Annotated in this window: 24 protein-coding genes; 8 read left to right on the forward strand and 16 right to left on the reverse strand. The window is 71.5% G+C overall.

Annotation, left to right across the window (positions count from 1 at the left end; genetic code table 11):
* Positions 1 to 4 precede the first annotated feature (4 nt).
* Positions 5 to 991 carry a M48 family metallopeptidase gene (locus tag E4A53_RS03550; protein ID WP_136161728.1) on the reverse strand — a complete coding sequence of 329 codons (987 nt, stop codon included), beginning with the start codon at positions 989 to 991 and terminating at the stop codon, positions 5 to 7.
* Positions 992 to 1,095: 104 nt separating this feature from the next.
* Here E4A53_RS03550 and E4A53_RS03555 point away from each other — a divergent pair, with 104 nt between their 5' ends.
* Both E4A53_RS03555 and E4A53_RS03560 read left to right on the forward strand, forming a co-directional pair.
* On the forward strand, positions 1,096 to 1,680 hold the full coding sequence (locus E4A53_RS03555) for a nitroreductase family protein (RefSeq protein ID WP_136161729.1): 585 nt from the start codon (positions 1,096 to 1,098) through the stop codon (positions 1,678 to 1,680).
* Between the two features lie 66 nt (positions 1,681 to 1,746).
* Entirely contained in the window at positions 1,747 to 2,388 is a 642-nt protein-coding gene (locus tag E4A53_RS03560) for a DedA family protein (RefSeq protein WP_420822599.1), read from the forward strand.
* Positions 2,389 to 2,470: 82 nt separating this feature from the next.
* Here the strand turns inward: E4A53_RS03560 and E4A53_RS03565 are convergent, their stop codons facing one another.
* The 3 genes from E4A53_RS03565 to recR all read right to left on the reverse strand — a co-directional run bounded on the left by E4A53_RS03565 (position 2,471) and on the right by recR (position 5,111).
* Positions 2,471 to 3,874: a DNA recombination protein RmuC gene (locus E4A53_RS03565; RefSeq protein ID WP_136161731.1), complete on the reverse strand. Its 1,404-nt coding sequence runs from the start codon at positions 3,872 to 3,874 to the stop codon at positions 2,471 to 2,473.
* 75 nt (positions 3,875 to 3,949) lie between these two features.
* The gene (gene def / locus E4A53_RS03570; RefSeq protein ID WP_136161732.1) at positions 3,950 to 4,477 is read right to left on the reverse strand and encodes a peptide deformylase; all 528 of its coding nucleotides are present in this window, start codon (positions 4,475 to 4,477) and stop codon (positions 3,950 to 3,952) included.
* A gap of 37 nt (positions 4,478 to 4,514) precedes the next feature.
* Positions 4,515 to 5,111 (reverse strand): recombination mediator RecR, encoded by a 597-nt coding sequence (gene recR, locus E4A53_RS03575; protein ID WP_136161733.1) that lies wholly within the window; start codon positions 5,109 to 5,111, stop codon positions 4,515 to 4,517.
* Positions 5,112 to 5,163: 52 nt separating this feature from the next.
* Here recR and fmt point away from each other — a divergent pair, with 52 nt between their 5' ends.
* Positions 5,164 to 6,069, forward strand: a complete 906-nt coding sequence (gene fmt, locus E4A53_RS03580) for a methionyl-tRNA formyltransferase (RefSeq protein ID WP_136161734.1) — start codon at positions 5,164 to 5,166, stop codon at positions 6,067 to 6,069.
* Entirely contained in the window at positions 6,066 to 6,803 is a 738-nt protein-coding gene (gene truA, locus E4A53_RS03585) for a tRNA pseudouridine(38-40) synthase TruA (RefSeq protein WP_136161735.1), read from the forward strand. The genes fmt and truA overlap by 4 nt, the downstream gene beginning before the upstream one ends.
* Before the next feature lie 54 nt (positions 6,804 to 6,857).
* On the opposite strand, the gene E4A53_RS03590 is transcribed toward truA, so the two are convergent.
* The 12 genes from E4A53_RS03590 to E4A53_RS03645 form a co-directional block, all read right to left on the reverse strand.
* Positions 6,858 to 8,756 carry an XrtA/PEP-CTERM system amidotransferase gene (locus E4A53_RS03590; protein ID WP_136161736.1) on the reverse strand — a complete coding sequence of 633 codons (1,899 nt, stop codon included), beginning with the start codon at positions 8,754 to 8,756 and terminating at the stop codon, positions 6,858 to 6,860.
* A 7-nt stretch (positions 8,757 to 8,763) separates the two neighbouring features.
* Positions 8,764 to 10,269: an exosortase A gene (xrtA, locus tag E4A53_RS03595; protein ID WP_136161737.1), complete on the reverse strand. Its 1,506-nt coding sequence runs from the start codon at positions 10,267 to 10,269 to the stop codon at positions 8,764 to 8,766.
* Entirely contained in the window at positions 10,266 to 11,480 is a 1,215-nt protein-coding gene (locus tag E4A53_RS03600; protein ID WP_136161780.1) for a TIGR03087 family PEP-CTERM/XrtA system glycosyltransferase, read from the reverse strand. Before E4A53_RS03600 ends, xrtA begins: the two co-directional genes overlap by 4 nt.
* Complete coding sequence (locus E4A53_RS03605) at positions 11,477 to 12,535, reverse strand: FemAB family XrtA/PEP-CTERM system-associated protein (protein WP_136161779.1); 1,059 nt, start codon at positions 12,533 to 12,535, stop codon at positions 11,477 to 11,479. The genes E4A53_RS03600 and E4A53_RS03605 overlap by 4 nt, the downstream gene beginning before the upstream one ends.
* A complete protein-coding gene (locus tag E4A53_RS03610) occupies positions 12,532 to 13,365 on the reverse strand; it encodes an XrtA system polysaccharide deacetylase (protein WP_136161738.1) in 834 nt (277 codons plus the stop codon). The genes E4A53_RS03605 and E4A53_RS03610 overlap by 4 nt, the downstream gene beginning before the upstream one ends.
* A 10-nt stretch (positions 13,366 to 13,375) precedes the next feature.
* Entirely contained in the window at positions 13,376 to 14,362 is a 987-nt protein-coding gene (locus E4A53_RS03615) for an XrtA/PEP-CTERM system-associated ATPase (protein ID WP_136161739.1), read from the reverse strand.
* 11 nt (positions 14,363 to 14,373) lie between these two features.
* Positions 14,374 to 15,966 carry a hypothetical protein gene (locus E4A53_RS03620; protein WP_136161740.1) on the reverse strand — a complete coding sequence of 531 codons (1,593 nt, stop codon included), beginning with the start codon at positions 15,964 to 15,966 and terminating at the stop codon, positions 14,374 to 14,376.
* Complete coding sequence (locus E4A53_RS03625; RefSeq protein ID WP_136161741.1) at positions 15,963 to 16,880, reverse strand: P-loop NTPase; 918 nt, start codon at positions 16,878 to 16,880, stop codon at positions 15,963 to 15,965. Before E4A53_RS03625 ends, E4A53_RS03620 begins: the two co-directional genes overlap by 4 nt.
* 10 nt (positions 16,881 to 16,890) lie before the next feature.
* On the reverse strand, positions 16,891 to 18,420 hold the full coding sequence (locus E4A53_RS03630) for an XrtA system polysaccharide chain length determinant (protein WP_136161742.1): 1,530 nt from the start codon (positions 18,418 to 18,420) through the stop codon (positions 16,891 to 16,893).
* Between the two features lie 4 nt (positions 18,421 to 18,424).
* Complete coding sequence (locus tag E4A53_RS03635) at positions 18,425 to 19,072, reverse strand: XrtA/PEP-CTERM system exopolysaccharide export protein (protein WP_136161743.1); 648 nt, start codon at positions 19,070 to 19,072, stop codon at positions 18,425 to 18,427.
* A 184-nt stretch (positions 19,073 to 19,256) separates the two neighbouring features.
* The gene (locus E4A53_RS03640) at positions 19,257 to 20,486 is read right to left on the reverse strand and encodes a pyridoxal-dependent decarboxylase, exosortase A system-associated (protein ID WP_136161744.1); all 1,230 of its coding nucleotides are present in this window, start codon (positions 20,484 to 20,486) and stop codon (positions 19,257 to 19,259) included.
* The gene (locus E4A53_RS03645) at positions 20,483 to 21,985 is read right to left on the reverse strand and encodes an acyl-CoA ligase (AMP-forming), exosortase A system-associated (RefSeq protein WP_136161745.1); all 1,503 of its coding nucleotides are present in this window, start codon (positions 21,983 to 21,985) and stop codon (positions 20,483 to 20,485) included. The genes E4A53_RS03640 and E4A53_RS03645 overlap by 4 nt, the downstream gene beginning before the upstream one ends.
* 55 nt (positions 21,986 to 22,040) lie before the next feature.
* On the opposite strand from E4A53_RS03645, the gene E4A53_RS03650 reads away from it, so the two are divergent.
* The 4 genes from E4A53_RS03650 to E4A53_RS03665 form a co-directional block, all read left to right on the forward strand.
* Entirely contained in the window at positions 22,041 to 23,072 is a 1,032-nt protein-coding gene (locus E4A53_RS03650) for a GNAT family N-acetyltransferase (protein ID WP_239018115.1), read from the forward strand.
* A gap of 30 nt (positions 23,073 to 23,102) precedes the next feature.
* A complete protein-coding gene (locus E4A53_RS03655; RefSeq protein WP_136161747.1) occupies positions 23,103 to 23,372 on the forward strand; it encodes an acyl carrier protein in 270 nt (89 codons plus the stop codon).
* Positions 23,372 to 24,016: an alpha/beta hydrolase family protein gene (locus tag E4A53_RS03660; protein ID WP_136161748.1), complete on the forward strand. Its 645-nt coding sequence runs from the start codon at positions 23,372 to 23,374 to the stop codon at positions 24,014 to 24,016. Before E4A53_RS03655 ends, E4A53_RS03660 begins: the two co-directional genes overlap by 1 nt.
* On the forward strand, positions 24,001 to 24,568 hold a 568-nt coding region (locus E4A53_RS03665; RefSeq protein WP_136161749.1), incomplete at its 3' end, for a hydrolase 1, exosortase A system-associated. The genes E4A53_RS03660 and E4A53_RS03665, both read left to right, overlap by 16 nt.

Here is a 24,568-nt window from a genome sequence, read left to right on the forward strand (position 1 = left end):
AAGATTATTGCGCGGGTCGTAGCTCGGCCGGTGGATCGAGCGGCAATCCCGCCGCCCGCCGCGCCGCAACCGCCGCGATTTCCGCCTCCGCCGCCGCCATCCGCTCGCGCCGCCCGTCATGGGTGCCGTCGGACAGGATGCCCCAGCCCACCCGCCGCTCGAACCGGTCCCAGAACCCCGGCGCCGCCGCGACCGCATAGCCAGCGCGCGCGGCAAGCCAGATCGCCAGCCGGTCGGCCTGCCGCTCGGTGGCGCGGATGCGGCCGCGATTCTTGCCGAACGCGGCGAGCATCCCGCGCGACACCTTCTGCGCGTCCAGCGTTTCCCGGTGACGCAATATGTTGTGGGCCAGCTCGTGGGCGACGACGATCGCCAGCTCGTCGTTGCTTTCCGCGAACTGGATCAGCGCCGCCGATATCTGGACATAGGTGCCGTCGGCCGATGCCTTCAGCCCGTCGCTCGCCAGCACCTGGAACCGCGTCGGGCAGCCGCTGTCCGGCGCGAAGGCCACCGCCACCGCTTCACCCGCGCGCGCGACCGACAGGCGCAGCGGCGGCCGCGCCAGCGCCTGCTCGATCCGCTGCTCGACCGCCGCCACCCCGGCATAATCGGCGCGGCCCTTGGCCGGCACCGGCGCCACCGCCGCCCCGTCCACCGCCAGGATCGCATCGCCGGCGCGCAGCCCGGCCGTTTCCGCCGCCGATCCGGGCACCACCGCCAACACCGCCGGCTGATCGCCAAGGCCGAACTGCTCGGCTGCGGCGGCGCGCGCGGCGGGCTGGTACTGTTTCAGCGCATGGACGGCAAAGCCCGGCAGCGGTCGCGCATCGGCGCACAGCCCGGCCGCCGCCACCGCCAGCCGGTTGCCGACCTCGGCCAGCCTCGAATCGAGCCGCTGCAACGCCGCCAGCCCGGCGGCGTCGACCCCGGCCGCCGTCGCCGGCACGGCCAGCCACAGCGAGGCAAAGGCAAGCAGCATCCGCACAAACATGGCACCGCTTGTAGCGCATAATCGCCCCGCTTCGGCAACCGCCCGCGCGCCCATCCCCGCCGCCGCACCTTGCCGCCGCGCTTGCCCGTCCATATTTGGCCGCCATGTTCAACGATCCCAGCAGCCCAGCCCGCTTCCTCGCCACCCGCCGCTCCGCCAAGCCGCGCGACCTTGTCGCGCCGGGGCCGGACGATGCCGCGCTGCGCGCCATCCTGACCACGGCCGCGCGGGTGCCGGATCACGGCAAGCTGGCGCCCTGGCGCTTCGTGATCGTCGACGCCGACCGGCGCGAAGCCTTCGCCGCGCTGCTCGCCGATGCCTACCGCGCCGACAAGCCCAACGCCGGCCGGCTGGAGATGGAGGCAATCGCCCAGTTCGCCCGGCAGGCGCCGACGCTGGTCATCGTCCTCTCCACCCCCCGCGTCGACAGCCACATCCCGCTGTGGGAGCAGCAACTCTCCGCCGGCGCGGCCTGCCATTCGCTGGTCGCCGCCGCCACCGCCGCCGGTTTCGGTGCCGGCTGGCTGACCGGCTGGGCCGCCTATGCGGACCGGGTACGCGACGCGTTCGGCGCCGCGCCGGACCGCATCGCCGGCTTCGTGTTCATCGGCACGCCGTCAAAGCCGCTGGAAGAACGTCCGCGCCCGGCCCTCGATACGGTCGTAAGCCATTGGCAGGGCACCGCCTGATCGACGGAAAATGCGCGGCGCCCTCTCGACATCGGCGGCGCCGCGCGCAAAGGGGCGGGCATGGGCATCCTCCATCAGGCCATCGCCGCCGTCACCGCCTGGATCATCGCGGTCATCTCCGCCGGCTCCTACGCCGGCGTCGCGCTGCTGATGGCGATCGAAAGCGCCTGCATCCCGCTGCCTTCGGAAATCATCATGCCGTTCGCCGGCTATCTGGTGTCGCTCGGTGAAATGAACCTGTGGTGGGTGGCCACCGCCGGGGCGATCGGCTGCAACATCGGCTCGATCCCCGCCTATGAGGTGGGCAAGCGCGGCGGGCGCCCGTTCGTAGCCCGTTTCGGTCGCTATGTGCTGGTCAGCCTCGACGATCTCGACCGGGCGGAACGCTTCTTCGGCCGCTTCGGCAGCCTCGCGGTGCTGATCTGCCGGATGCTGCCGGTGGTCCGCTCGTTCATCGCCTTTCCCGCCGGCATGGCGCGGATGCCGCTGGTCAAGTTCCACATCTACACCTTCCTCGGCTCATGGCCCTTCTGCCTCGCGCTCGCCATCGTCGGGCGGGAACTGGGCGAGGCATGGCACAACAGCCCGCGCCTGCAGGCGCTGTTCCACGAACTCGACGTCGTCATCGTCGCTGCCATTCTCGCCGGCGGCATCTGGTTCGTCTGGCACAAACTCCGCGCCGCCCGCCGCGACCGGACGGCCGGGTAACCCCCCGTACTCCTGCGAAAGCAGGAGCCCACGAGGCTGCAATGGGCTCCCGCCTCCGCAGGTGCACACATTCCCTCAGCCCCTACTCCGCCGCGTCCGCCGCGTCCTCCCGCGGCACCGCCAGCTTGGTCAGCGGCCGGGGTGATGTCTCGACCACCGGCAGTTCCTCGATCATCTTGCTGCCGTCCGCCACCTTCAGCGCCTCCAGTCGCTTGGCGGAGGTCATCACCTGCGATTCAAGGCTGCCGACGAAGGCGTTATATGCCCCGGTCGCCTGCGCCAAGTTGCGGCCGACCTTGGCTAGGTGCCCGCCCATCGTCGCCAACCGTCCGTGCAACTCCTTGCCCAGCCGGGCGATCTCCGCCGCTTCTTCAGCCAGCTTCTCCTGCCGCCACACGGCGGATACGGTGCGGGCGATCGCGATCAGGTTGGTCGGCGTCGCCAGCAGCACCCGCCGCTCGAACGCCCATTCCCACAGCGCCGAATCCTGCTCCAGCGCGGCGGACAGGAAATGCTCGCCGGGGATGAACATCACGACGTAATCGGCGGCACCGCCGAACTGCGTCCAATAGGCTTTCTGCCCCAGTTGCCCGGCATGGTTGCGGATCGCCGCCGCATGCTGTTCCAGGAACCGCTTCCGTTCGCCGTCGTCGACAGTGTCGGACGCGTCGAGATAGGCGTTGAGCGAACATTTGGCGTCGATAATCAGCTGCCGCCCGCCCGGCAGGCGGACGACGACATCGGGCCGCAGCCGCCCGTCGCCGGTATCAACGGATACCTCCGCTTCGAAATCGGCATGTTCGGCCAGCCCCGCCATTTCCAGCACGTTGCGCAGCTGCTGCTCGCCCCAGCGCCCGCGCGCCTTCGGGCTGGAACGCAGCGCGTTGACCAGCCGTGCCGCCTCGTCCTTCACCGCCGTCTGGCCGATGCGGACCTGCTCGACCGCCGCGCGCAGCCCGGCATAGCTGTCGACCCGCTCCTTCTCGACTTCCCGCAGCCCTTCCTCATAACGCTTCAGCGTCGTCTCGACCGGCTGGAGCAGCGCCTTCAGCGTCGCCTCGTTCTGCTCGCCGGCGCGGCTGAACCGCTCGTTCGCCGCCTTCAGGAACTGCTCCTGCGCGGCGCTCAGCATCTTGCCGCCGACCTCGCTGAACTGCCCGGCAAGCTGCTCCTTCGCCTCCAGCAGCATCCGTTCCTTCTCGGCATGGGCCTGGTCGCGGGCGCCACGTTCCGCCTCCATCCGCGCCAACGCCTCGCGCGCTTCGCCCCGGCCGCGCTCCGATTCGGCCAGCGCCGTGCGCAGTTCCTCCGCCGCCTTCGCCCGCTCTTCGGCGGAGGCGAGGTCGATGATCGCCTGCCGGAAATTGTCGAGATGGCGGTCACGCTCGGCGCGCAACGCCGCCTGCCCGCGCCCGAACGCCAGCCAGCCGGCCCCCAGCCCGACGCACAGGGCAACAATAATCGCAACGGGAATCATCGGGTCCATGGGACAGCCTTCACCGGAACATTCCGGCAACACTGGCCGGTTACGCGCGGCTTGGCAAGCGCCCGATCGGCCAGGTCAGGCGGCGCGCACCCGCGCCTTGGCCAGCTTCTTCAACAGCATGTCGCGCTTCAGCTTGGACAGATGGTCGATGAACAATATGCCCTCAAGATGGTCCATCTCGTGCTGCAGGCACACCGCCATCAGCCCGTCCAGATCCTCCTCATGCGCCTTGCCCTGCTCGTCCAGCCAGCGCGCGCGGATGTGGCTCGGCCGCTGGACCTCGGCATATTGCTCGGGCACCGACAGGCAGCCTTCGTTGTACGGCACCAGGTCATCGGAGGCGGACAGAATTTCCGGGTTGATGAACACGCGCGGGTCGCGCACCGCCTCGCCGCCTTCCTCCTCCGGCTCCTGCAGGTCGATCACCAGCACCCGCTTCGCCACCCCGACCTGGATCGCTGCCAGCCCGATGCCGGGCGCATCGTACATCGTCTCGAGCATATCGGCGATCAGCGCGCGCAGGGCGTCGTCGACCTTTTCCACCGGCTCGGAAATGGTGCGCAGGCGCGGGTCGGGCGTCTCGATGATCGGAAGGATGGCCATCGCTGAAATTTAGGTTTGCCGCCGGTGCCGGTCAAGATCAGGCGACCGGCCGCCGCGCCCGCAACGCCTGCGCCAGCGTGCCTTCATCCAGATAGTCCAGTTCGCCACCGACCGGCAGGCCGTGGGCCAACTGGGTCAGCCGCACCGGAAAGCGTTCCAGCCGCTCGGCGATGTAATGGGCGGTCGTCTGCCCCTCCAGCGTCGCGTTCATCGCCAGCACCACTTCGTCGACGCCGCCCTCGGCGATCCGCGCGACCAGGCTGTCGATGCGCAGATCCTCCGGCCGCACCCCCTCCAGCGCCGACAGCCGGCCGCCCAGCACGTGGAACCGGCCGGGAAACAGCCGGGCGCGGTCGAGCGCCCACAAGTCCGCCACCTCCTCGACCACGCACAGCGCCCGGCCGTCGCGGCGCAGATCGGCGCAGATCGCGCAGGGGTCGGTGGTGTCGACATTGCCACAGACATGGCAGGTCGCCAGCCTTTCGCTGACCGCGGTCAGCGCGCGCAGCAGCGGGTCGAGCGCGGTCTCGCGCTTTTTCATCAGGTGCAGCACCGCGCGCCGCGCCGAACGGGGGCCAAGGCCCGGCAGGCGGGCCAGCGCCTGGGTCAGCGCGTCGATCTCGGAAGATGCCATCGCGCGACAGATAAGGGCTTGCGCTCGTCCCTGCCAAGGGTTTCAGAGCAGCATGCGCATCGTCTTCATGGGAACCCCGGCCTTCGCCGTACCGTCGCTCGCCGCGCTGGTCGCCGCCGGCCACGAGATCGCCGCCGTCTACAGCCAGCCGCCGCGCCGCGCCGGGCGCGGCAAGGCGCTGACCCCGTCGCCGGTGCAGCAGCGTGCGGAGGCGCTCGGCCTGCCCGTGCGCGCCCCGCCGACGCTGCGGGATGCAGAGGCGCAGGCCGCCTTCGCCGCGCTCGCCGCCGACATCGCGGTCGTCGCCGCCTACGGCCTTATCCTGCCCCGCCCGATTCTCGCCGCGCCGCGCCAAGGCTGCGTCAACGTCCATGCCTCACTGCTGCCGCGCTGGCGCGGCGCCGCGCCGATCCAGCGGGCGATCCTTGCAGGCGACGCCGAAACCGGCGTCACCATCATGCAGATGGAGGCGGGGCTGGACACCGGGCCGATGCTGGCGAAGGCGGCAACGCCGGTCGCCGGCAAGACCGCCGGGGCATTGACCGACGAACTGGCCGACAGCGGCGCCGCCCTCCTCGTCCGCGTCCTCGCCGACCTCGCCGCCCACCCGCCAGTCGCCCAGCCCGAAGCGGGCGTCACCTACGCCGCCAAGATCGACAAGGCGGAGGCGCGGCTCGACTTTTCCCAACCCGCGCCGGTGGTCGAACGCGCCGTCCGCGCCTTCAACCCGGTCCCCGGCGCGTTCTTCGAATATGGCGGCGAACGGTTCAAGCTGCTGGCGGCGGGGGTCGTGCCCGGCACCGGCGCCCCCGGCACCGTCCTCGATGCGCAGTTGACCATCGCCTGCGGCGAGGGCGCGCTCCGCCCGCTGCTCGTCCAGCGCGCCGGGCGGGCGGCGATGCCGCCGGAAGAGCTGCTGCGCGGCCTTGCCCTGCCGCCCGGCACCCGCCTCGCATGACCCGCTTCGCGCTGACCATCGAATATGACGGCCGCCCGTTCATGGGGTGGCAGCGGCAGGATCACGGCCCCAGCATTCAGGCGGCGGTCGAGCGCGCCGCCGCCGCGATGCTCGGCACCGAAACCGCCGTCCACGCCGCCGGCCGCACCGACGCCGGCGTCCACGCCACCGCGATGCGCGCCCATCTTGACGTCATGAAGCCGCTGACCGCGTTCCGGCTGATGGAGGGGCTGAACGCGCTGCTCCGCCCCGATCCGGTCGCCATCCTCGCCTGCGAAGCGGTGGCGGACGACTGGCATGCGCGCTTCTCCTGCACCGGCCGCGTCTATATCTATCGCATCGTCAACCGCCGCGCCCCGCTCGCGCTGGAACGCGGCCTCGCCTGGCGCGTCCCGACCCGGCTCGACGCGGCGGCGATGCACGACGCGGCGCAGCGCCTGATCGGCCGCCACGATTTCACCACCTTCCGTTCCGTCCATTGCCAGGCGAACAGCCCGCTGCGCACCCTCGACCGCCTCGACGTCACCCGCGACGGCGACCAAATCAGCATTCGAGCGGAGGCGCGCTCCTTCCTGCATCATCAGGTCCGCTCGATGGTCGGCTGCCTCGCGCTTGTCGGCCGCGGCCAGTGGAGCGCCGACGATCTATCGGCCGCCCTCGTCGCCCGCGACCGCGCCGCCCTCGGCCTCAACGCCCCCCCCGACGGCCTCTACTTCGTCGGCGCCCGCTATTAGCCTCCCGTCATTGCGAGCCGCAAAGCGGCGCGGCAATCCACCCCGCCCGCGCCCTTATCCCGCGCCGAACAGCCGCCCAACCGCCCGGTCCAGCACCACCAGTTGCCACAACAGCCGGCCATGGTCGCTGCGCCCGCTCCGGTGCGCCGCGACCACCGCCGCCACCGCCTTCGGCTCGAACCACCCGGTCGCCGCCACCGCCGAACTCGTCGCGATCCGCTCCGCTTCCCCGGCCAACGCCCCCCGGAACCAGGCGCCGACCGGGGTCACGAACCCCATTTTCGGCCGGTGGAGAATGTCGCGCGGCAGATAGGCGGCCATCGCCTTCTTCATCAGCCATTTGCCCTCGCCGCCGCGCAGCCGCAGCCCCGGCGGCAGCGACGCGGCGAATTCGACCAGCCGGTGGTCGAGCAGCGGCTCGCGCGCTTCCAGCCCCACCGCCATGCTGGTCCGGTCGACCTTGGTCAGTATGTCGCCGGGCAGCCAGATCTTCAGGTCGGCATATTGGGCGCGGTCCAGCCCGCCCAGCGCCGGGGCGTCGCGCATCGCCAACGCATAGCGCTCCTCCGCCCGGTGCCCGGCAATCGCCCGGCGGAACCCGTCGTTGAACAGCCGCGCGCGCAATTCCGGCGGCGTGACGCCGACGGCGCGGGCATAGGCCTCGCCTCCGTCCTCGGCCAGCGCCAGCAGCGTCGCCTTCGCGCGCAGCGGCCGCGGCGCCCAGTCCACCTTCGGGTACAGCCGCCCTGCCGCGCCGAACAGCGGCCGCCGCAGCCCGGCCGGCAGCCGCCCCCGCACCCGTTCCTCGGCGGCGTGGAAGCGGTAGCGGCGATAGCCGGCCAGCGCCTCGTCCGCCCCGTCGCCGGCCAGCGCGACCGTCACCGTCTCCCGCGCCAGCTCGCACAGCCGGTAGGTGGCGAGCGCCGACGCATCGGCGAACGGCTCGTCGAACGCCGCCGCCAGCCGGTCGATCAGGACGAAATCATCGGCGTCGACAATGCGGCTGCGATGCTCGGTGGCAAAGCGTTTGGCGACGGCTGCGGCATAGCTGCTCTCGTCATGCCCCGCCTCGCGAAAGCCGATCGTGCATGTACTCACCGCGCGCGGGCTCGCTTCGGCCATCAACGCGACGACCGACGCGCTGTCGACCCCGCCGGACAGGAAAGCTCCCAGCGGCACGTCGGCGCCCATTCGTGACCGCACCCCATCGCGCAGCCGGGCGAGCAGTTCCTCCTGCAACGCCGCCCGCGACCCCCTCGCCCGCGCGCTGAAATCCACGTCCCACCACCGCTCCGGCGCCGGCAGCGGCTTGCCGCGCGCAACCAGCATCCGCGTGCCGGCCGGCAGCTTGTGCACGCCGCTGACGATGCAGGCGTCGTCCGGCACGTAACCGAACGCCATATAATCCTCGACCGCGCGCAGATCTGGTTCACGCCTGATCAGAGGATGCACCAGCAGTCCCTTCAGTTCCGACGCGAAAATCAGGCTGCCGTCGCTGACCGTCGCGTAATGCAGCGGCTTCACGCCCAGCCGGTCGCGGGCAAGGAACAGGCATTGCCGCTCGGCGTCGTACAGGGCGAAGGCGAACATGCCGTTGAAATGGTCGAGGCAGCCTGCCCCCCACTCCCGCCAGCCGGCGAGGATCACCTCGGTATCGCTGGCGGTGCGAAAGCCGTGGCCGCGCCGCTCCAACTCGGCGCGCAACTCGACGTGGTTGTAGATCTCGCCGTTATAGGTGACGGCCAGCGTCCCGTCGCCGCTCACCATCGGCTGCGCGCCTCCGACGATGTCGACGATCGCCAATCGCCGGTGGCCCAGGCCGACGCCCGGCGCCACCCACACGCCCGCTCCGTCCGGCCCGCGATGCGCCTGCGCATCGGCCATCGCCCGCACCCGCTCGGCGCCAACCGGCTTGGCCGTCCCGATGTGGAAGATTCCGGCGATGCCGCACATAGCGGGCCTATTCGCCCCCGGCGGCGCGGTCCGCAACCCCGGCGACGGGGCCGAGCGCGCTCAGGAAACGGTCGATCGCGGCGCGGCCCCCGCGCCCTTCGGCGGAAACCAGCACCGCCACCGCTCGCTGCCGCCCGCCGATCAGCCGCACCTTCATCGTTTCCAGCTTTACCCCAGCGGCGCTGCCCGTCAGCCGCTCGCCGACCCGGTAGAAACTGACCACCTCCCGCGTTGCTCCACCCGGTCCGACGATCCGTTCCGCCCGTCCGCCCGCCGCCGGCGCCCCCGCCGCCGCCCAGGCCCAGCCGCCACCCTCTGCCACCGCGCCCTGGCCGAAGCCGACAAGCTCGCGTCCCTCATCCTGCCGCGCATAAACCGCGATCGCCAGATCGACCGTTGCCCCGCCAGCCTCCCGATAATGCCCGATCGCCAATCGGTCCGCCCCGGCGAAATGCGGCCGCCACGGCACCCCGTCCGCCGCCGCCACCCGCGTCCACCCCGCCACCGCCGGCAGCGCGACCGGCGGCACCGGTGCCACCCCCCGCCCGGCGCCGCTCCACGCCAGCGGCAGCACCGCCAGCGCCAGCACCGCCGCCGCCACCGCCACCGCCCCGCCCGGTGCCGCGCGGAACCGCATCCGCCCCAGCGCCTCAGCGTCGAACCACGCCATGCCCGGCCTGCGGTCGAAGAACGGCCAGCCGGCCGCCATCGTCGTCGCGATCACCAGCGCGAAGAAGATCCAGCCATAGACGACATGGTCGAACCCGGCGGCGAAATCGATCGTCGTGCGCTCGGCGATCCAGATCGTGCCGAATGCCCGCAACCCGTTGGCGATAACCGGCACCGCCACCGCCGCCGCCATGAAGCCGGCCCGCCGCCACGGGCTTGCGAAGCACAGATTGGCGACCAGCGCGCCATAGGCGATCATCGTCACCAGGAATTTGACGCCGGAACAGGCCTCCGCCACCTCGAACCAGCCGGCCGGGGTGGTGATGAACACGCCGTCGATGCTGGCCGGCACCCCCGCCCAGCCGAGCAGCAGGATGCACATCCGCGCGGTCAGCGTCTGGAGCGGCGGCACCAGCGCCTCGCCCATCGGCACCAGGAACAGCGCGAAGCTGATCGGGAACAACAGCGCCCGCGTCACCGCCGGGCCGAGCAGCGCGACGACCGCGCCCTGCACCATCACCACCAGCCCCAACTGGCGGACGACATTGGCCCCCGCCGCCGCGCCGAGCAGCCAGCCGAACGCCCCGGCCGCGACGATCAGCAGCGCCGGCCACCACGCCGCCGGCGTCACCCGCGCCAGGTCGCGCGCGCGCAGGCTGACCAGCCATGCGATCAGCGGCGGCACCAGCAGCACATGGTTGAAGGTCGAGCTGGTCCACCAGATCGCCGCCATCGCCGCACCGTCGCGCCGGAACAGCAGCAGGATCAGCACCGCGACGCTGCCCAGCAGCGCCAGTTGCACCGGCCACGCCCCCCGGCGGCGCGGCAGCGCGGCCGCCGTCATGCCGCCGCCCGGTCCGCCGCCAGCCCGACGATCTCCGGCAACCGCGCCAGCCGCGCCGGCCAGCCGTAGCGGGCGATCATCCGCGCCCGCGCCGCCGCGCCGATCTCCAGCGCCAGCGCCCGGTCGTTGATCAGCGCGACCACTGCCTCCGCTTCGGCGGCGCTGCCGTCGGCAACGATCAGCTCGGCGCCGGCGCTGGCGGCGATCCCCTCAGCGGCGGCGGGCGAAGCGACGACCGCCTTGGCCATCGCCATCGCCTCCAGAACCTTGTTCTGGACCCCGCGCGCCATGCCCAGCGGCGCAACGACGACAGCGGCGGCGGCGATCCAGCCGCGCACGTCCGGCACCTCGCCGGTGACGATCACGCCGGGCAATTCGTCCAGCCGGCGTACCGCCGCGTCCGGCCGCCGGCCGACAATGACGAAGCGCGCGTCCGGTCGCCGCGCGCGGACCATGGGCATCGTGTCGCGGGCGAAGCGGACGACCGCCTCGACATTGGGGCGGTAATCCATCTGCCCGGTGAACACGATCAGCGGGCCGGCGAGATCGGGCAGCACATGGCCGCCGGCGGGGTCGTAGCGCTCGACGTCGATGCCGTTCTCCAGCGCGACGACCCGCTCGGCGGGCAGGCCCGCGCGGGCGCGGAACAGCGTCGCCTCCACCTCGCTGACGAACAGGCTCAGCGCCGCGCGCCGCGCCGTCTTCGCCTCGAACCTCGCGAGCAGCCACGCCTCGCGCCGGTGGACCCAGGCCATCGGCCCCCACTGCCCGGCGGCATAACCGGCAAACTTGGCCGAATCGACGTCGACGAAATCCATGATGAAGCGCGGTGCCGCATCCGGCGGCACATATTGCGCCATCTGCCCGGAATAACCGAAGATCGCGGCGATCGGCCGTTCCGCCAGCAGCGTCCGCACATGCGCGCTCAGCCCGGTATCGCCAAAGACGCACAGCGACACCGGCCGCCGGGTCGCCAGCGCGTGCAACCCCGCCGCCACTTGCGACCGCCGGCGCAGCACGACGTGGTGGGACGCACACTGCGCGAGCAGTGGCGCCGCCTCCGCCCGCTCCGCCTCGTCCTCGGCAAAGGCGACCAGATGCACCGGCGCCAGCGCCGCCAGCGCACGGACCAGATGGTAGGACCGCATCTTGTCGCCGCGATCGGGCGGATAGGGCACGCGGTGGGCCAGGAACAGGATCTCGCCCATCAGCCGAGGCCCCGGGCGATCGGCGGACCGATCCGGTTGGCCAGCGCCAGTGGCAGCCGCCGCCACAGCGCCACCTGCATCCGGTAGCGCGGGCTGAGCGGGTTGATCGCCCGCGCCGCCGCCCCCGGCGCCGTCCGCGTCGCATAGCGCAACGGCACCGGCGCAAAGCCCCAGTTCTTCTTGAACGCGAAGGCCCCGGTCCCCGGCTTCGACCGCCCGAAATCGAACCAAGTGCAGCCTCGCTCGCGCGCATGGCGCATCAGCGCGAAATACAGCAGGTCATTGGCGCGAATTGCCCGCGCCCGATGGGTCCCGCCGCCCCAATAAGGCATCACCGTGCCCCGGTGGTACAGGCTCAGCACACTCGCCACCGGCACCGCATCGTCATAAACAGAAATTATATCAGAATCTTGTTGTAGATTTCTTATAACAAACCTGAACAATGAGCGCGGAAATACCGGCGTCCCCAGATTGCGGACGCTCTCGGCGTAAACCGCATAATGCGCGTCGAGCGCCGCCGCGTCGCGTCCCACAACCACGCGCAGCCTCCCGGCCAGCGCCCGCCGCAACTCGGCCCGCTGTTTGCGCGGTATCGCCAGCATCTCCGCGTCATCGTCCGCCGCAAGCGGCCGCGCAAAGCCCGCATACTGGCTGTCGTCGATCCGCCAGGTCGCGCCCGTCGGCAACGCCCCGCCGCGCAACTCCAGCGACGGGCAACCCAGCCGCCCGGCCAGCGCCCAGCCCGCCTCGGCCAGCATCATCGCCGCCGCATCGCTCAGCGCCAATATCCCGCCGCCGACCGCGAATCCGGACGATACCAGCGCCCGGCCGAACAGCCGCGACCGCACCTCGGTCAGTGGGAGCACACCGACGATCGCACCGCCCGCCTCGGCAACCAGCATATGTGCGCGCTGACCGCAGCCTTCCGCAACCGCCCGCCCCCAGCCGGTCAGGTGGAACGGTGTGCTGTCCGGGTGATCGCGGACGAATGCGTCGATCCGCACCGTCTCCCTGGCAGCGTCGAGTACGACCGCGCGTATCGCCGGCACCGCGCTCATCGCCACGCGGCGGCGACCGCGTCGTATCGCCCCCATTCGAAATCATGCAGTAAACGATCGATCTTGCCAGCCATCGTTCGTAACCGGCTGTAATGGCGCAGCCGTGACCGCAGCGGCGCTCCGGCGACGTGCGGCTGACCCGGGTCGACCTCCCACGGATGGAAATAGAAGAAGGCCGGCTGGCCTTCCGCCGCGTTGGTCCGCCGGATCGCCCAGGCGGAAACTTGGTAGGGCAGCACGCGGAAGAACCCGCCGCCGCCGGCCGCCAGCGTCCGCCCGGCGATCCGCGCTGTCGTCACCGGCAACTCGACCAGCGCGCTGTCGGGCAGCGGGCGATAGGGAAAGCGCGGCGCCTCCGGCCAGCCATAATGGTCGTGGACGATCGGCGCGACGCTCGACGAATAGGCATAGCCTGCCTCGGCCAGCTCGGCATGGGCCCAGGGCGTGCGCGCGTCGATCGAAAAGCTCGGCGCGCGATAGCCGGTGACGGCGACGCCGGCCGCATCCTCGATCGCCTTGCGCGAATCGGCCAGGTCGGCGCGGAACGTTGCCCGGTCCATCGCGGACACCCGCCGGTGGGCGACGCCGTGGCTGGCAACCTCATGCCCGCTTGCGACGATCCGGCGGAGCAGCGCCGGGTGGCGTTCCGCCACCCAGCCCAGCGTGAAAAAGGTCGCCGTCACCCCCGCCCGCGCGAACTGCGCCAGCACCGCATTGGTATTGCGCTCGACCCGCTGCTCCAGCCGTGGCCAGTCGCTCCGGTCGATCGTGCCTTCGAACGCGCCGACCTGAAACCAGTCCTCGACATCGACCGACAGCGCGTTGCGCATCGTCTCCTCCTCAGGCGCCGCCGCCCGGCCGCTCTGCCGCCTCGACCCAGTCGACCAGCAGGGCCAGCACCCGTTCCAGCACCTGCTCCTGTTCGGCGATCCGCGCCTCCAGCGCCGCGATCCGCGAGTCCCCCACGGGTTCCGTCACCACCGCCTCACCACCGCCCACCACCGGTGCCGCTCCCGGCCCCGGCACGTCCTGCGTCAGGTCGGCGATCGCGCGGCCGACAACATCCGCGTCGATCACGCTCAGCTTCTCGATCGCGCCGAGCAGTAGGATGCGTGACAGCAACGCATTGATCTGGCGTGGAATCCCGCCGCTGAACCGGTATACCGCCGGAAAGGCGTCGGGCGTGAAGCGCGGGTTGCCGTTCCAACCGACCAGCGTCAGCCGGTGGACGATGTACGGCTCGACCTCGTCGGCGTGCATCGGCTCCAGATGGTGGGTGGCGATCACCCGCTGGCGAAGCTGCTCCAGCCGTTGCAGCCGCTCGCGGAACTCCGGCTGACCGAGCAGGAAGATCTGCAGCAGCGCATGGTCGCGCGCCTGCAGATTGGACAGCAATCGCAGTTCCTCCAACGCCGAAGCCGGAAGGTTCTGCGCCTCGTCCACCACCAGCAGGCTGCGCTTCCCCTGCCGCGACTGGTCGATCAGGAAGGATTCGATCCGTTGCAGGATCAATGCCTTGTCGGCGCCTTCTGTGACAATGCCGAAACCCTGTGCGGCCAGCCGCAGCATGTCGTCGCTCTCGACCTGGGTGGAGGTGACCCGCGCCGCGGTCAGCCGCGCAGCGTCGACGCTCGCCATTAGTTGGCCGGTCAGCGTGGTCTTGCCGGCGCCGATCTCGCCGGTGATGACGATGAAGCCTTCGCCCTGCGCCAGGCCATAGCCGAGATAGGCCATCGCCTTGCGATGGGTGGCGCTGTCGAAATAGAAACGCGGGTCGGGGGTGAGCTGGAACGGTCGGTCGCTCAATCCGTAGAAACTGTTGTACACCGCCGCACCCCCTAGAATGTGTAGCGCATGCCGAGCAGCGCCGTCCCGACGGTCTCGCTGCCTGCACCGTCCACATCGGTCCTATAGAGGCCAAGCGCCGCGCTTGCACTCAGCCTGCGTCCTATCAGACGATAATAGGCGGCGGTGGCCCCCGTCGAGGTCACATCCGGCGCAAAGGCGATGCCGCTGTCGTAGCGGTTGGCGAACAGGCTGCCCTCGGCGCTCGATTTGGCATCGATCCGGCGGCCAAGCTGCGCTTCGGCGAACCAACTGCGGTCCGTCACCCCGTCGAGCGAGAAGAACAGGCTGTCCGCCGGCGCGATGAAGCGCCGCCGGGCGTGGCCGATGCCGACACCCCCGCTCCACGGCCCGCGATTGACCGACAGCACCGCCGTCGCCCCGCGCGCCCGGTACTGCGCCGTGCTGATCGACTGGAAGGCGTCGCCAAGGCAGCCGCCGGCGTCAGCGCTGCCATAGATGCAGCCGCCGTAATTCTGGGTCAGCGGATTGCGGAACACGCCGAACGCGGTCGGCAGGCCGGCCAGACCGGCGTTCAGCTGGCGTGAGAAGCTCTGCAAGCCGTCATAAACGGTAACGGAAAGCGCCGCGCCGCCGTTCATCCTATACTGGAAAGATCCGGTATAGATCGTTGATCTATAACGCTTACCTACATGCGCCTCCAGCGTGGTGCGATGGCTCGGCCGCCACAACACGCCGACATCCCAGATCAGGCCCTCATAATCATAGGCAAGCTGGCGCGGTGCCGCCCGGTCGGCAACGAAGCGACCATTGCCGTCGATCACCGGGGCCCCGCCCGCGTCGCGCAGCGGCCGGCGCTGGCTGATCTCCACCGCCTCATGGCCGATGCCGCCGACCAGCGCGACGCTGTGGCTGATCGGCACCGTCACCTCGCCGCGCACCATTCGGTCATCAAACCGCTGGCTCAGTTGTCCGGCATTCTCATGCTGCCACGCCCCGCTCAGCTTCCAGCCGAGCGGCAGCGCGCGCGGCGACATGCCGATGCTGGCCGTGGCAAGATGGCTGACCGCGTCATCGAACAGGTCCAGCCGCGCCTGCCCCGGCGCCAGCACGATCGGATCACCGTTGTCGACCTTGGTATAACCGATTCTATAGGCCGCCATGACGTCGAGGCCGCCCGCCTCCGTCACCAGGGTCGGCCCGGCATAAGCGGAATAGACCTGGGCGATGTTGGCGCGCCCGCCGGTCGGCAGCCCCAGCGCAGGCCCGCGCATGTCGGATCGCGCCCGCGCCGCGATCGCCCCGCCCTCCAGGCTCAGCCCCGGCGCGACGGTCAGCCGCCCGCGCGCCAGTCCGCTGTGTATGTCGCTGTCGCCGGCGCGCCGCCCCCAGCCGATCTGGTGCTCATAGCGGTAGCTGACCTGGCCTTCGGCATTCGGCCCGGCGATGCTGGCGTCGACCCCGGCGGCCAGCGTCGTGTAGGTCAGCACCTCGCTTTGCCTGCCCAGCCCGGCGACGACCGTCTGGTCGACCTCCAGATAGGGCGCGACCCGCGCCGCCGGCCGGGCCTGCGCCGCCGCCGCGCCCAGCACGAGCGCGCAGAGCAGGGCAAAGCGCCTGATCATCCCGCATAACCGTAATAGCTGCCGAAACGCTGGCCGCCGGCCGGCAACGTTACGTCGTTCAGCAGCAGCTTTACGTCGGCGCAGCCGGACAGCAGCGCCACCGCCTCGCGCAACTCGCCCTCACCGGTCCGGTCGGCCCGCACTACGACCAACGTCTGGCCGACATGCAGGGCAAGGACGGACGCGGGCGACGCCGCCAGCACCGGCGGCGAATCGAACAGCACGATCCGCGCCGGGTGGCTGGCGACCAGCCCGTCCAGCACCGCCGCCGTCCGCGCAGAGGCGAGATATTCCGTGTCCTCGTGGCTGCGCGCCCCGGCCGGCAACACCGACAGGCGGGGAATGTCGGTGCGGACGATCAGCCGCTCGACATCCACTTCCGGGTCGGCGATCGCGTCCATCAACCCCGCGCCGCCCGCCAGCCCCAGCGTCGACAGGATCGACGGCTTGGCGAAATCGGCGTCGACGATCAGCACCTCGACGTCGCGCTCGCTCGCCATCGACAGCGCCAGGTTGAGCGCGCAGAAGCTCTTGCCCTCGCCCGGCTGGGCGGAGGAGATCAGGATCATCCGGTTGCGCGCCGCCCCCGCCGCGTCCAGCAGCAAATGGCGCTTGGCGATGCGGAATTCTTCGGCGATCGCGCTGACCGGTGCGCCGGGGATGATGAACCCCGCTTCGGCCAACCCGGCGACATCGACGATGCCGCTCGGCCCGGCCGCCGGCGCCGCTTCCGGCTCCTGGGCCGCGACTGGCACCGCTTCGACCGCCGGCTCCGGCGCCATCACACGCACCGGCGCTGGCTCTGGCGCAGGCACGGCGTCGCGCGCCGTCCCCGCCGGCAGATACGCCATGAAGTCATACAACGCCGCCGCCCGCTCGATCAGCGACGCGCCCTCGGTCCGCCGGTCGGTCATCGCCCGGCCTTCACGCCACCAGCCCGCGCTGGACGAACTCGACGAGCAGCAGCAGCGCATAGGCCCCGGCCAGCGCCGCGCCGCCGCCGGCGAACCAGCGCATCCGCCGTGCCGCCTCGCCGCGCCCGGCCTCGGTCTCGACATGGCCGACCGCGCCGATCACCGGCAGGCCGCTGACCGCCTCCAGCCGCTCGGCCGTAGCAAAGCTCGCGCGCAACTGGTTGAGCAGGAAGGCGGCGCCCGCCCCGCCCGCCAGGCCGACCGCCAGTACCAGCGTCAGCAGCAGCGGCCGGTTCGGCGCCACCGGCAGATGCGGCAGCGATGGCGGGTCGACGACGCGCACGCGCGTCGCGTCGGTCTCGCTCTCCATCTGGTCGCGCAGGCTGGCCTGCTCGCGCTCGGCAAGCAGCTTGTCATACTGGTCCTTCAGCACCCCGTAATCGCGCGCCTGGCGCCCGGCCTCGGCCGCCTCGGCCGGGTCGGCATCGGTCAGCGCGACGTAACGCTGCATGTCGCCGTGGATCTGGGCACGCCGCGTGGCCAGCGCCGCCACCGCGGCCTGCCGCTCGGCCTGCATGGCGCGCAGCGAAACGAACATCGGATTAGCGGCAGCCCCGCCGCCGACGACCGGCTCCGCCTGCGCGGCGGCGCGGGCGGCGGCCAGCTGGTTGCGCATCGCCACCATGTCGGGGTGCTGGTCGGTCCACCCCCGCGCCCGTCCGTCGGCAATCTGCGCCTCCAGCGCCGCCAGTCGCGCCCGCGCCGGACCGGCGACGGCACCGGCCCCCGCAATCGTCGGCGCGGTCGCCGCCATCTGCGCGCCCACTGCACCCAGCGCGCTCTGCGCGGCGGCCAGCTCGGCATCGATCCGGCCCAGCTCGCTGCGCGCCGCGTCCATCCGCTCGGCAACGCTGCCGGTGCCGGGCAGTGCACCGAGGAACTCGGCCTCGAACGCCAGCTTCCGCGCCTCCGCTGCCTGCAACTGGCGCGCCCGCTCGGCCAGTTGCGCGTCGAGGAAGGCCAGCGCCTGCCGGCTGTCGGCACGGCCGCCGGCCAGATTCTCCTCGACGAACAGGTCGATCAGCTTCTGAACGATCGCCCGGGCCAGCCGGGCATTCTCGTCGTCGGATAGGCCGGACGCGGCGGAACTGGCGACGATCTGGAACAGATTGTCCTGCTGGGCGACGATGCGGATCGTCCGGCGCAGCGCCTCGATCCGGCTCGCCATGTCGCGGTCGCTCGCCACCGTCAGGTTCAGGTCGGTGCCGCGCACCACCTTCTCCAGGTTGACGGCGGAGGCCAGCGTCTGGCGGACGCGGTCGATCTCCTTCTGCTGCGCCGCCTCGCTCGCCCCGGTCTGGTCGGGCAGCAGCGCCTGCGTCTGGACGAACAGCCGCGCCTGGCTTTCGTAGCGGTTGGGAATCAGCGCGACGACCAGCCAACCGGCCAGGCAGATCGCCCAGGCGACGGCCAGCGCCAGCCAGCGGCGGCGCCAGATGCCGTGGGCGATCAGCCGGATATCGTCGTACAGGGCCTGCATCGGCTCAGAACATGCTTTCCGGGATGATGATGACGTCACCCGGCTCCAGGCTGACATTGGCCTTGATGTCGCCGCGCTTCAGCAGGCTGGCGATGCGGACCGGATATTCCTTCTGCCGCCCCGTCGCCCGGTCGTAGCGGACCAGCCGGGCGCGGTTGCCCGCAGCGTATTCGGACAGGCCGCCGACCGCGATCATCGCGTCGAGCAAGGTCATGTTGGCGCGGTAGGGGATCGACGCCGGCTTCTCGGTCGCGCCGACGATCCGCACCTGCTGCGAAAACGTGCCGGAAAAATTCTCGACGATCACCGACACGCGCGGCTCGTTGACGTAGCGGGACAGCGCCTTGGCGATGTCGTCGGCCAGCAGCTTCGGCGTCTTGCCGACCGCCGGCATGTCCTCGATCAGCGGCGTGGTGATGCGGCCGTCCGGACGCACCTGCACCTTGCCGCCCAGTTCCGGGTTGCGCCACACGAACACCGTCAGCGTGTCGAGCGGCCCGATCACGTAATTTTCGGACGGCTTGTCGTCCAGCGAGACGAACGACGCCTGCGGCAATTGCGGGCCGCCCGCCGCCGTCGCGGCGCATCCGCCGAGCAGCAGCGCCGCCGCCCCGACGCCCGCCAGCGCCACCAAAGCCCTGTGATCGCGCATCGTTTCGTCGCCCTTCCGCAATGCCTTGACGAAGCCGGATTCAAGGCCGGGCTATGCGCGTTAAGAATGAAGATAGCGTTAGGCGTGCTCCACGCCCCACCCCGCTTCCGTCAGTGCGAGCCGCAAAGCGGCGCGGCAATCCACCCTCAGCCGCCCTCGCCGCCGCTATCCCGGCGTCCCCGCCTTACCCGACCAGCATCTCCGCCGCCGCCGGATGGCCAAGGAACGCCGCCGGGCTGGCGCTCGCGCCATAGGCCCCGGCCAGGAACAGCGCGATCAGGTCGCCCACCGCCGCGCGCGGCAGGCCGACTTGGTCGCCCAGCCGGTCGAGCGGCGTGCACAGGCAGCCGACGACGCTGACCGTCTCCACCGGCCCACCGGCGCCGCTGGCCAGCGCGATCGGGTAGTTGCGGCGAACGACGGTGCCGAAATTGCCGCTCGCCGCCAGTTGGTGGTGCAGACCGCCGTCGGTGACCAGAAACGTCTCGCCATGGCTGGTCTTCCGGTCGACGATCCGGGTCAGGTAGACCCCGGCCTCGGCGACCAGCCAGCGCCCCAGTTCGACCGCAAAGGCACTGTCCGCCAGCACCGCCGGCCGCGCCGCCAGCGTCTCGGCCAGCGCGCCGCCGACTGCCTCGATGTCCAGCGCCACTTCCCCGGCGAAATAGGGCACGCCGAACCCACCACCGAGATTGACCAGCGGCGGCGGGGCCCCCGCCGCCTCGGCCAAGTCCCCGGCCAGCGCCACCGTCGCCGCCTGCGCCTCGGCGATCGCCCCGGCATCCAGCGCTTGCGACCCCGCAAAGACATGGAAACCGCGCCACTCCGCCCCGGCCGCGATCAGCCGGCGGACCAGCGCCGGCACCCGCGCCGCGTCGACGCCGAACGGCTTGGCGCCGCCACCCATCCGCATTCCCGATCCGCGCAGGTCGAAATCCGGGTTGACCCGCACCGCCAGCCGTGGCGTCCGCCCGGCCCGCCCGGCAATCGCCAGCGCCCGCTCCGCTTCGCCTTCCGATTCCAGGTTGATCGTCACTCCGGCGTCGATCGCCGCCGCGATCTCGCGGTCGCGCTTGCCCGGCCCGGCGAAGGACACCGCCGTGCCACCCGCCCCCCCACGCGCCGCCAACGCCAGCCGCATCTCGCCTTCCGATGCCACGTCGAGCCCGTCGGTCAGCCCGGCGAGCGCGGCGACCAGCGGCGCGAACGGGTTGGCCTTGACCGCGTAATGCACCCCGACCCCGGCCGGCAGCGCCGCGCGCAACCGCGCCACCCGCGCCCGGACCACGTTCAGGTCGTAAACGAACAGCGGCGTGTCGCCGACCCGCGCCGCCAGCGCCTCCGCCGTGTCGCCACCGATCACCAGCACCCCCTCGCCCGCGAATTCCGGCGGAATCGGTCCCATCGGCTTCATGCGCCCAGCTCCCGTTTCAACCCGGCGCGGTCGATCTTGCCGTTGGCGTTGCGCGGCAGCGCTGTCCGCCACACCACCTCGCGCGGCTGCATGAACGCCGGCAACTCCCGCTTCAGATAGGCGCGCAGCGCTTCCTCCTTCGTCCCGTCGCCGCGCGCGACGAGCAGCGCCGCCTGTCCCAGTCGCTCGTCGGCAACGCCGACAGCCACCGCCTCCGCCGTCGCGCCGCTGGCTACCGCAGCCTCCTCTATCTCGTTTGGGCTTATACGGTTACCGGAAGATTTTATCATTTCATCGTAACGTCCAACGAAGCGGATCAGCCCGCCCGCATCCCGCACCGCCGTGTCGCCGGACCACACCGCCGTCCCGCCGTGGCGGGATGCCGCCGGCGCCGGGCGAAACCGCTCCGCCGTCCGCGCCGCGTCCCGCCAATAGCCCTGGGCGACCAGCGGCCCGGCGTGGACCAGTTCGCCTGCCTCCCCGGCTCCGGCCACGGTCCCGTCCGGCCGCACGATCAACACTTCGGCAAACGGTATCGCCGTGCCGATCGACTCGGGGTGCGCGTCGATCAGCGCCGGGTCGAGGAAGGTCGACCGGAACGCCTCGGTCAGCCCGTACATCGCATAGAGGGCAGCGGCCGGAAATTTCGCCCGCAGTGCCCGAACCAGCGGCACTCCCAGCGCGCCGCCGGAATTGGTCAGCCGCTTCAGCTTCGCCGCCACCTCCGCCGGCCATTCGGCCTCGGCCAGCTGCACCCACAGCGGCGGCACCCCGGCCAGGGTGGTGACCTCATGCCGCCCGACCGCGCGCACCACGTCCTTCGCGGTCAGGTAGTCGAGCGGGATCGCGCAGCCCCCCGCCCGCCAGGTCGACAGCAGCTGGTTCTGCCCATAGTCGAAGCTCAGCGGCAGCACGCACAGCACCCGATCGTCCACCCCCAGCCGCAGGTAATGCGCGACGGAGGCCGCGCCCAGCCAAAGGTTGGCGTGGCTCAGCATCACCCCCTTCGGCCGCCCGGTCGACCCGGACGTGTAGAGGATCGCGGCCAGCGAAGCCGGATCCGCGTCGGACGGCGGCAGCGCGTCCTCGGGCAGTACAATCTCCGCGTCGATCGCCAGCGCGCAGCCCGCCGGCCGGTCGCCCGGCGCCAGCGTCTCCGCCCGCCCGGCGCCGGTCACCAGCAGCGTCGCGCCGCTGTCGGCCAGGATATGCGCCACCTGCGCCCGTTTCAGCAGCGGGTTGACCGGCACATGGATCGCCCCGGCGCGCGGCACCGCCAGCGGCAGCAGGCAGGCGTCGATCGTCTTGGGCAGCCAGCTCGCCACCCGGTCGCCCGCGCCTACCCCTTGCGCCCGCAACCACGCCGCCAGCCGCCCGACCCGGTCCTCCAGCGCCGCGTAATCCAGCGCCTCGGCCCGGCCGATCAACGCCGGCGCGCCGCGCGCACCACCGGCGAGAATGTGGTCGATCGGCCGGGGGGTGGGGTCCAGGGCTTGCACCCGCTCGAATTCCTCTGCTTATGGTCGCGGTGGGGCGGAAGGGAGCGATAGCGCCTTGTGGGTCAAGGGGGAATATTTCGACGATCTCGACGCGGTCGCCGCCACGGCCCGCGCCACGCTCGATCGCCCGGCCCAGCCCAGCCCGTTCGACCGCCTCGAATGGTTCCGCCGCACCTGGGCCTGCTGCCCGCCCGGCGCCGCACCGCTCGTTGTCCGTACCCGTACCGAGGGCGCCGACGCCTGGCTGTTCCTCGCCCGGCAGGCCCGCGGCCGGCTGGTCGCCCTGGCCAGTTGGTACACCCTCGCCTTCGCCCCGGTCTATTCCGGCGCGCCCGACGCCGCGCTGAAACGGCGGCTGCTGCGCGCCGTCGCCCGGCGGCTGCGCGTCGCCAGCCTCGGCATCGCCCGCATCACCCTCTCGCCGGTCCCGGCCGACGAAGCGGCGCTGCTCGCCGCCGCCTTCCGCCGCGCCGGCTGGCTGGCGGTGTCGACTCCGGCGACGGTCAACTGGCGGCTGCCGGTCGCCGGCCGGGTATTCGCCGAATATTGGGCGGCCCGCCCCGGCGCCCTGCGCGCCACGGTGGAGCGCAAGCAGGGCCGCGTCGCGATCCGCATCCTCGACCATTTCGATGCCGACACCTGGGCCGCCTACGAGCAGGTCTACGCCGCCAGTTGGAAACCGGCTGAGGGCGCCCCCGCCTTCCTGCGCGGCTTCGCGGAAGACGAAGGCGCCGCCGGCACCCTCCGCCTCGGCCTGGCGGAGATCGACGGCCGCCCGGTCGCCGCCCAGCTATGGACGGTGGAGAACGGCACCGCCGTCATCCACAAGCTCGCTCATGTCGAGGAAGCGGTGGAACACTCGCCCGGTACCCTGCTCAGCGCCGCGCTGTTCGCCCATGCGATCGACGCAGACGGCGTCCAGACCGTCGATTTCGGCACCGGCGACGACGGCTACAAGGCCGACTGGATGGAAGAACGCCATCTGCTTTACCGGATAGAGCTGTTCAACCTGCGCCGTCCCTCGGCATGGCCCGGCGCCGCCCGCGCCCGCCTGTCCGCTCTTGTCCGTCGCCCTCGCGTCGATTAACCGGCGCTGCCGGCTAACGGGAGAAGAGCATTGAGCGAAGGTCTGGACACGGTGGCGGCAACGGTACGCGCCGTCCTGCGCGACGTGCTGGCGCTCACCGATGTCCGCGCCGCCGCGCTTACTGACGATACCCCACTGTTCGGCGCGATGCCGGAACTGGATTCAATGGCTGTCGCCGGCCTGTTGACCGAGATCGAGGACCGGGTCGGCATCGTCATCGAGGATGACGAGGTCGACGGCGAAATGCTCGAAAGCTTTGGCAGCCTCGTCCGCTTCGTCGGCGCCAAAGCCCTGCGCTGATGGTCGCGGCGGCGCCCAGCGCTTGCGATTTCACCATCGGTGCCAAACTCCCCGTACAACTAATCGTTATCCCACCGCTTTTCTTCGAAGCAAACCGCAGCCGCCGGCTGATCGTCACCATCCTCCGCCATCTTGCCGACCGCGGCATCGGCGGCCGGCTGGTCGACTTGCCCGGCACTGGCGAAAGCCTCGTCGACCTGGCCGCGGTCCAACTGGCCGACTGGCGGGCGGCGGTCTCCGCAGCCGCAAGTGAAATGCCCGTGCCCCCGCTCACCATCGCCTTTCGCGGCGGTGCGCTGGTCGACGACGTTATCGGCGGCGCCCCCCGCTGGCGCCTGTCGCCGGTCGACGGCGCCGCCGTGGTCCGCGCCCTGCGCCGGGCGAGCAGCCTTGGCGGCAACCGCCCGCCGCGCCTCGCCGGTTATCCGCTCGGCGCCGCCCTGCTCGCCGATCTCGCCGCCGCCACGCTCCCGGCGGGCGGACGGGTGCGGACGGTGCGGCTCGCCGACGATCCCGCCACCGCCGACCGCCACCTGCCGGGCACCCCGCTCTGGCACCGCGCCGAACCGGGGGAGGATGTCGCCCTCGCCGCATTGCTGGCGGACGACATCCACGATTGGACAGTCGCTTGCGCCGCGCTCTGACCTTTCAGTGCGAAGGGTCGGCTTGCGCTGCCACCGTCGACTCGGCGGCCGGCGCGACCGGCCTGCTCATCGTCTCCGGCGGCAATGAAGTCCGCACCGGCGCGCATGATGGCATGGCCCGCATCGCCGCCCGCATCGCGGCGGCGGGCGCGCCGGTCTGGCGCTTCGACCGGCGCGGCGTCGGCGACAGCGAAGGCGCCAATCGCGGCTATGCCGGCAGCGGGCCGGATATCGCCGCCGCCGCCGCCGCTTTCCGCGCCGCCTGCCCCGGCATCCGCCGCCTCGTCGGCTTCGGCAATTGCGACGCGGCGACGGCCCTCGCCTTGTTCGGCAAACCCGCCGGGCTGGACGCGCTGCTGCTCGCCAATCCCTGGGCGGTCGAGACGCCGGACGACCTGCCGCCGCCCGCCGCCATCCGCCGCCACTACCGCCACCGCCTGCGCGCGCCCGGCGCCTGGCGCGATCTCGTCGTCGGCCGCGTCGCCTTCGGCCGGCTGGCGCGGGGCCTGATCCGCGCCGCCCGCCCGCCCCGCACCAACGCCCTCGCCGACC

Source organism: Sphingomonas flavalba (assembly GCF_004796535.1).
In the GTDB taxonomy this organism is placed as follows: domain Bacteria; phylum Pseudomonadota; class Alphaproteobacteria; order Sphingomonadales; family Sphingomonadaceae; genus Sphingomonas_L; species Sphingomonas_L flavalba.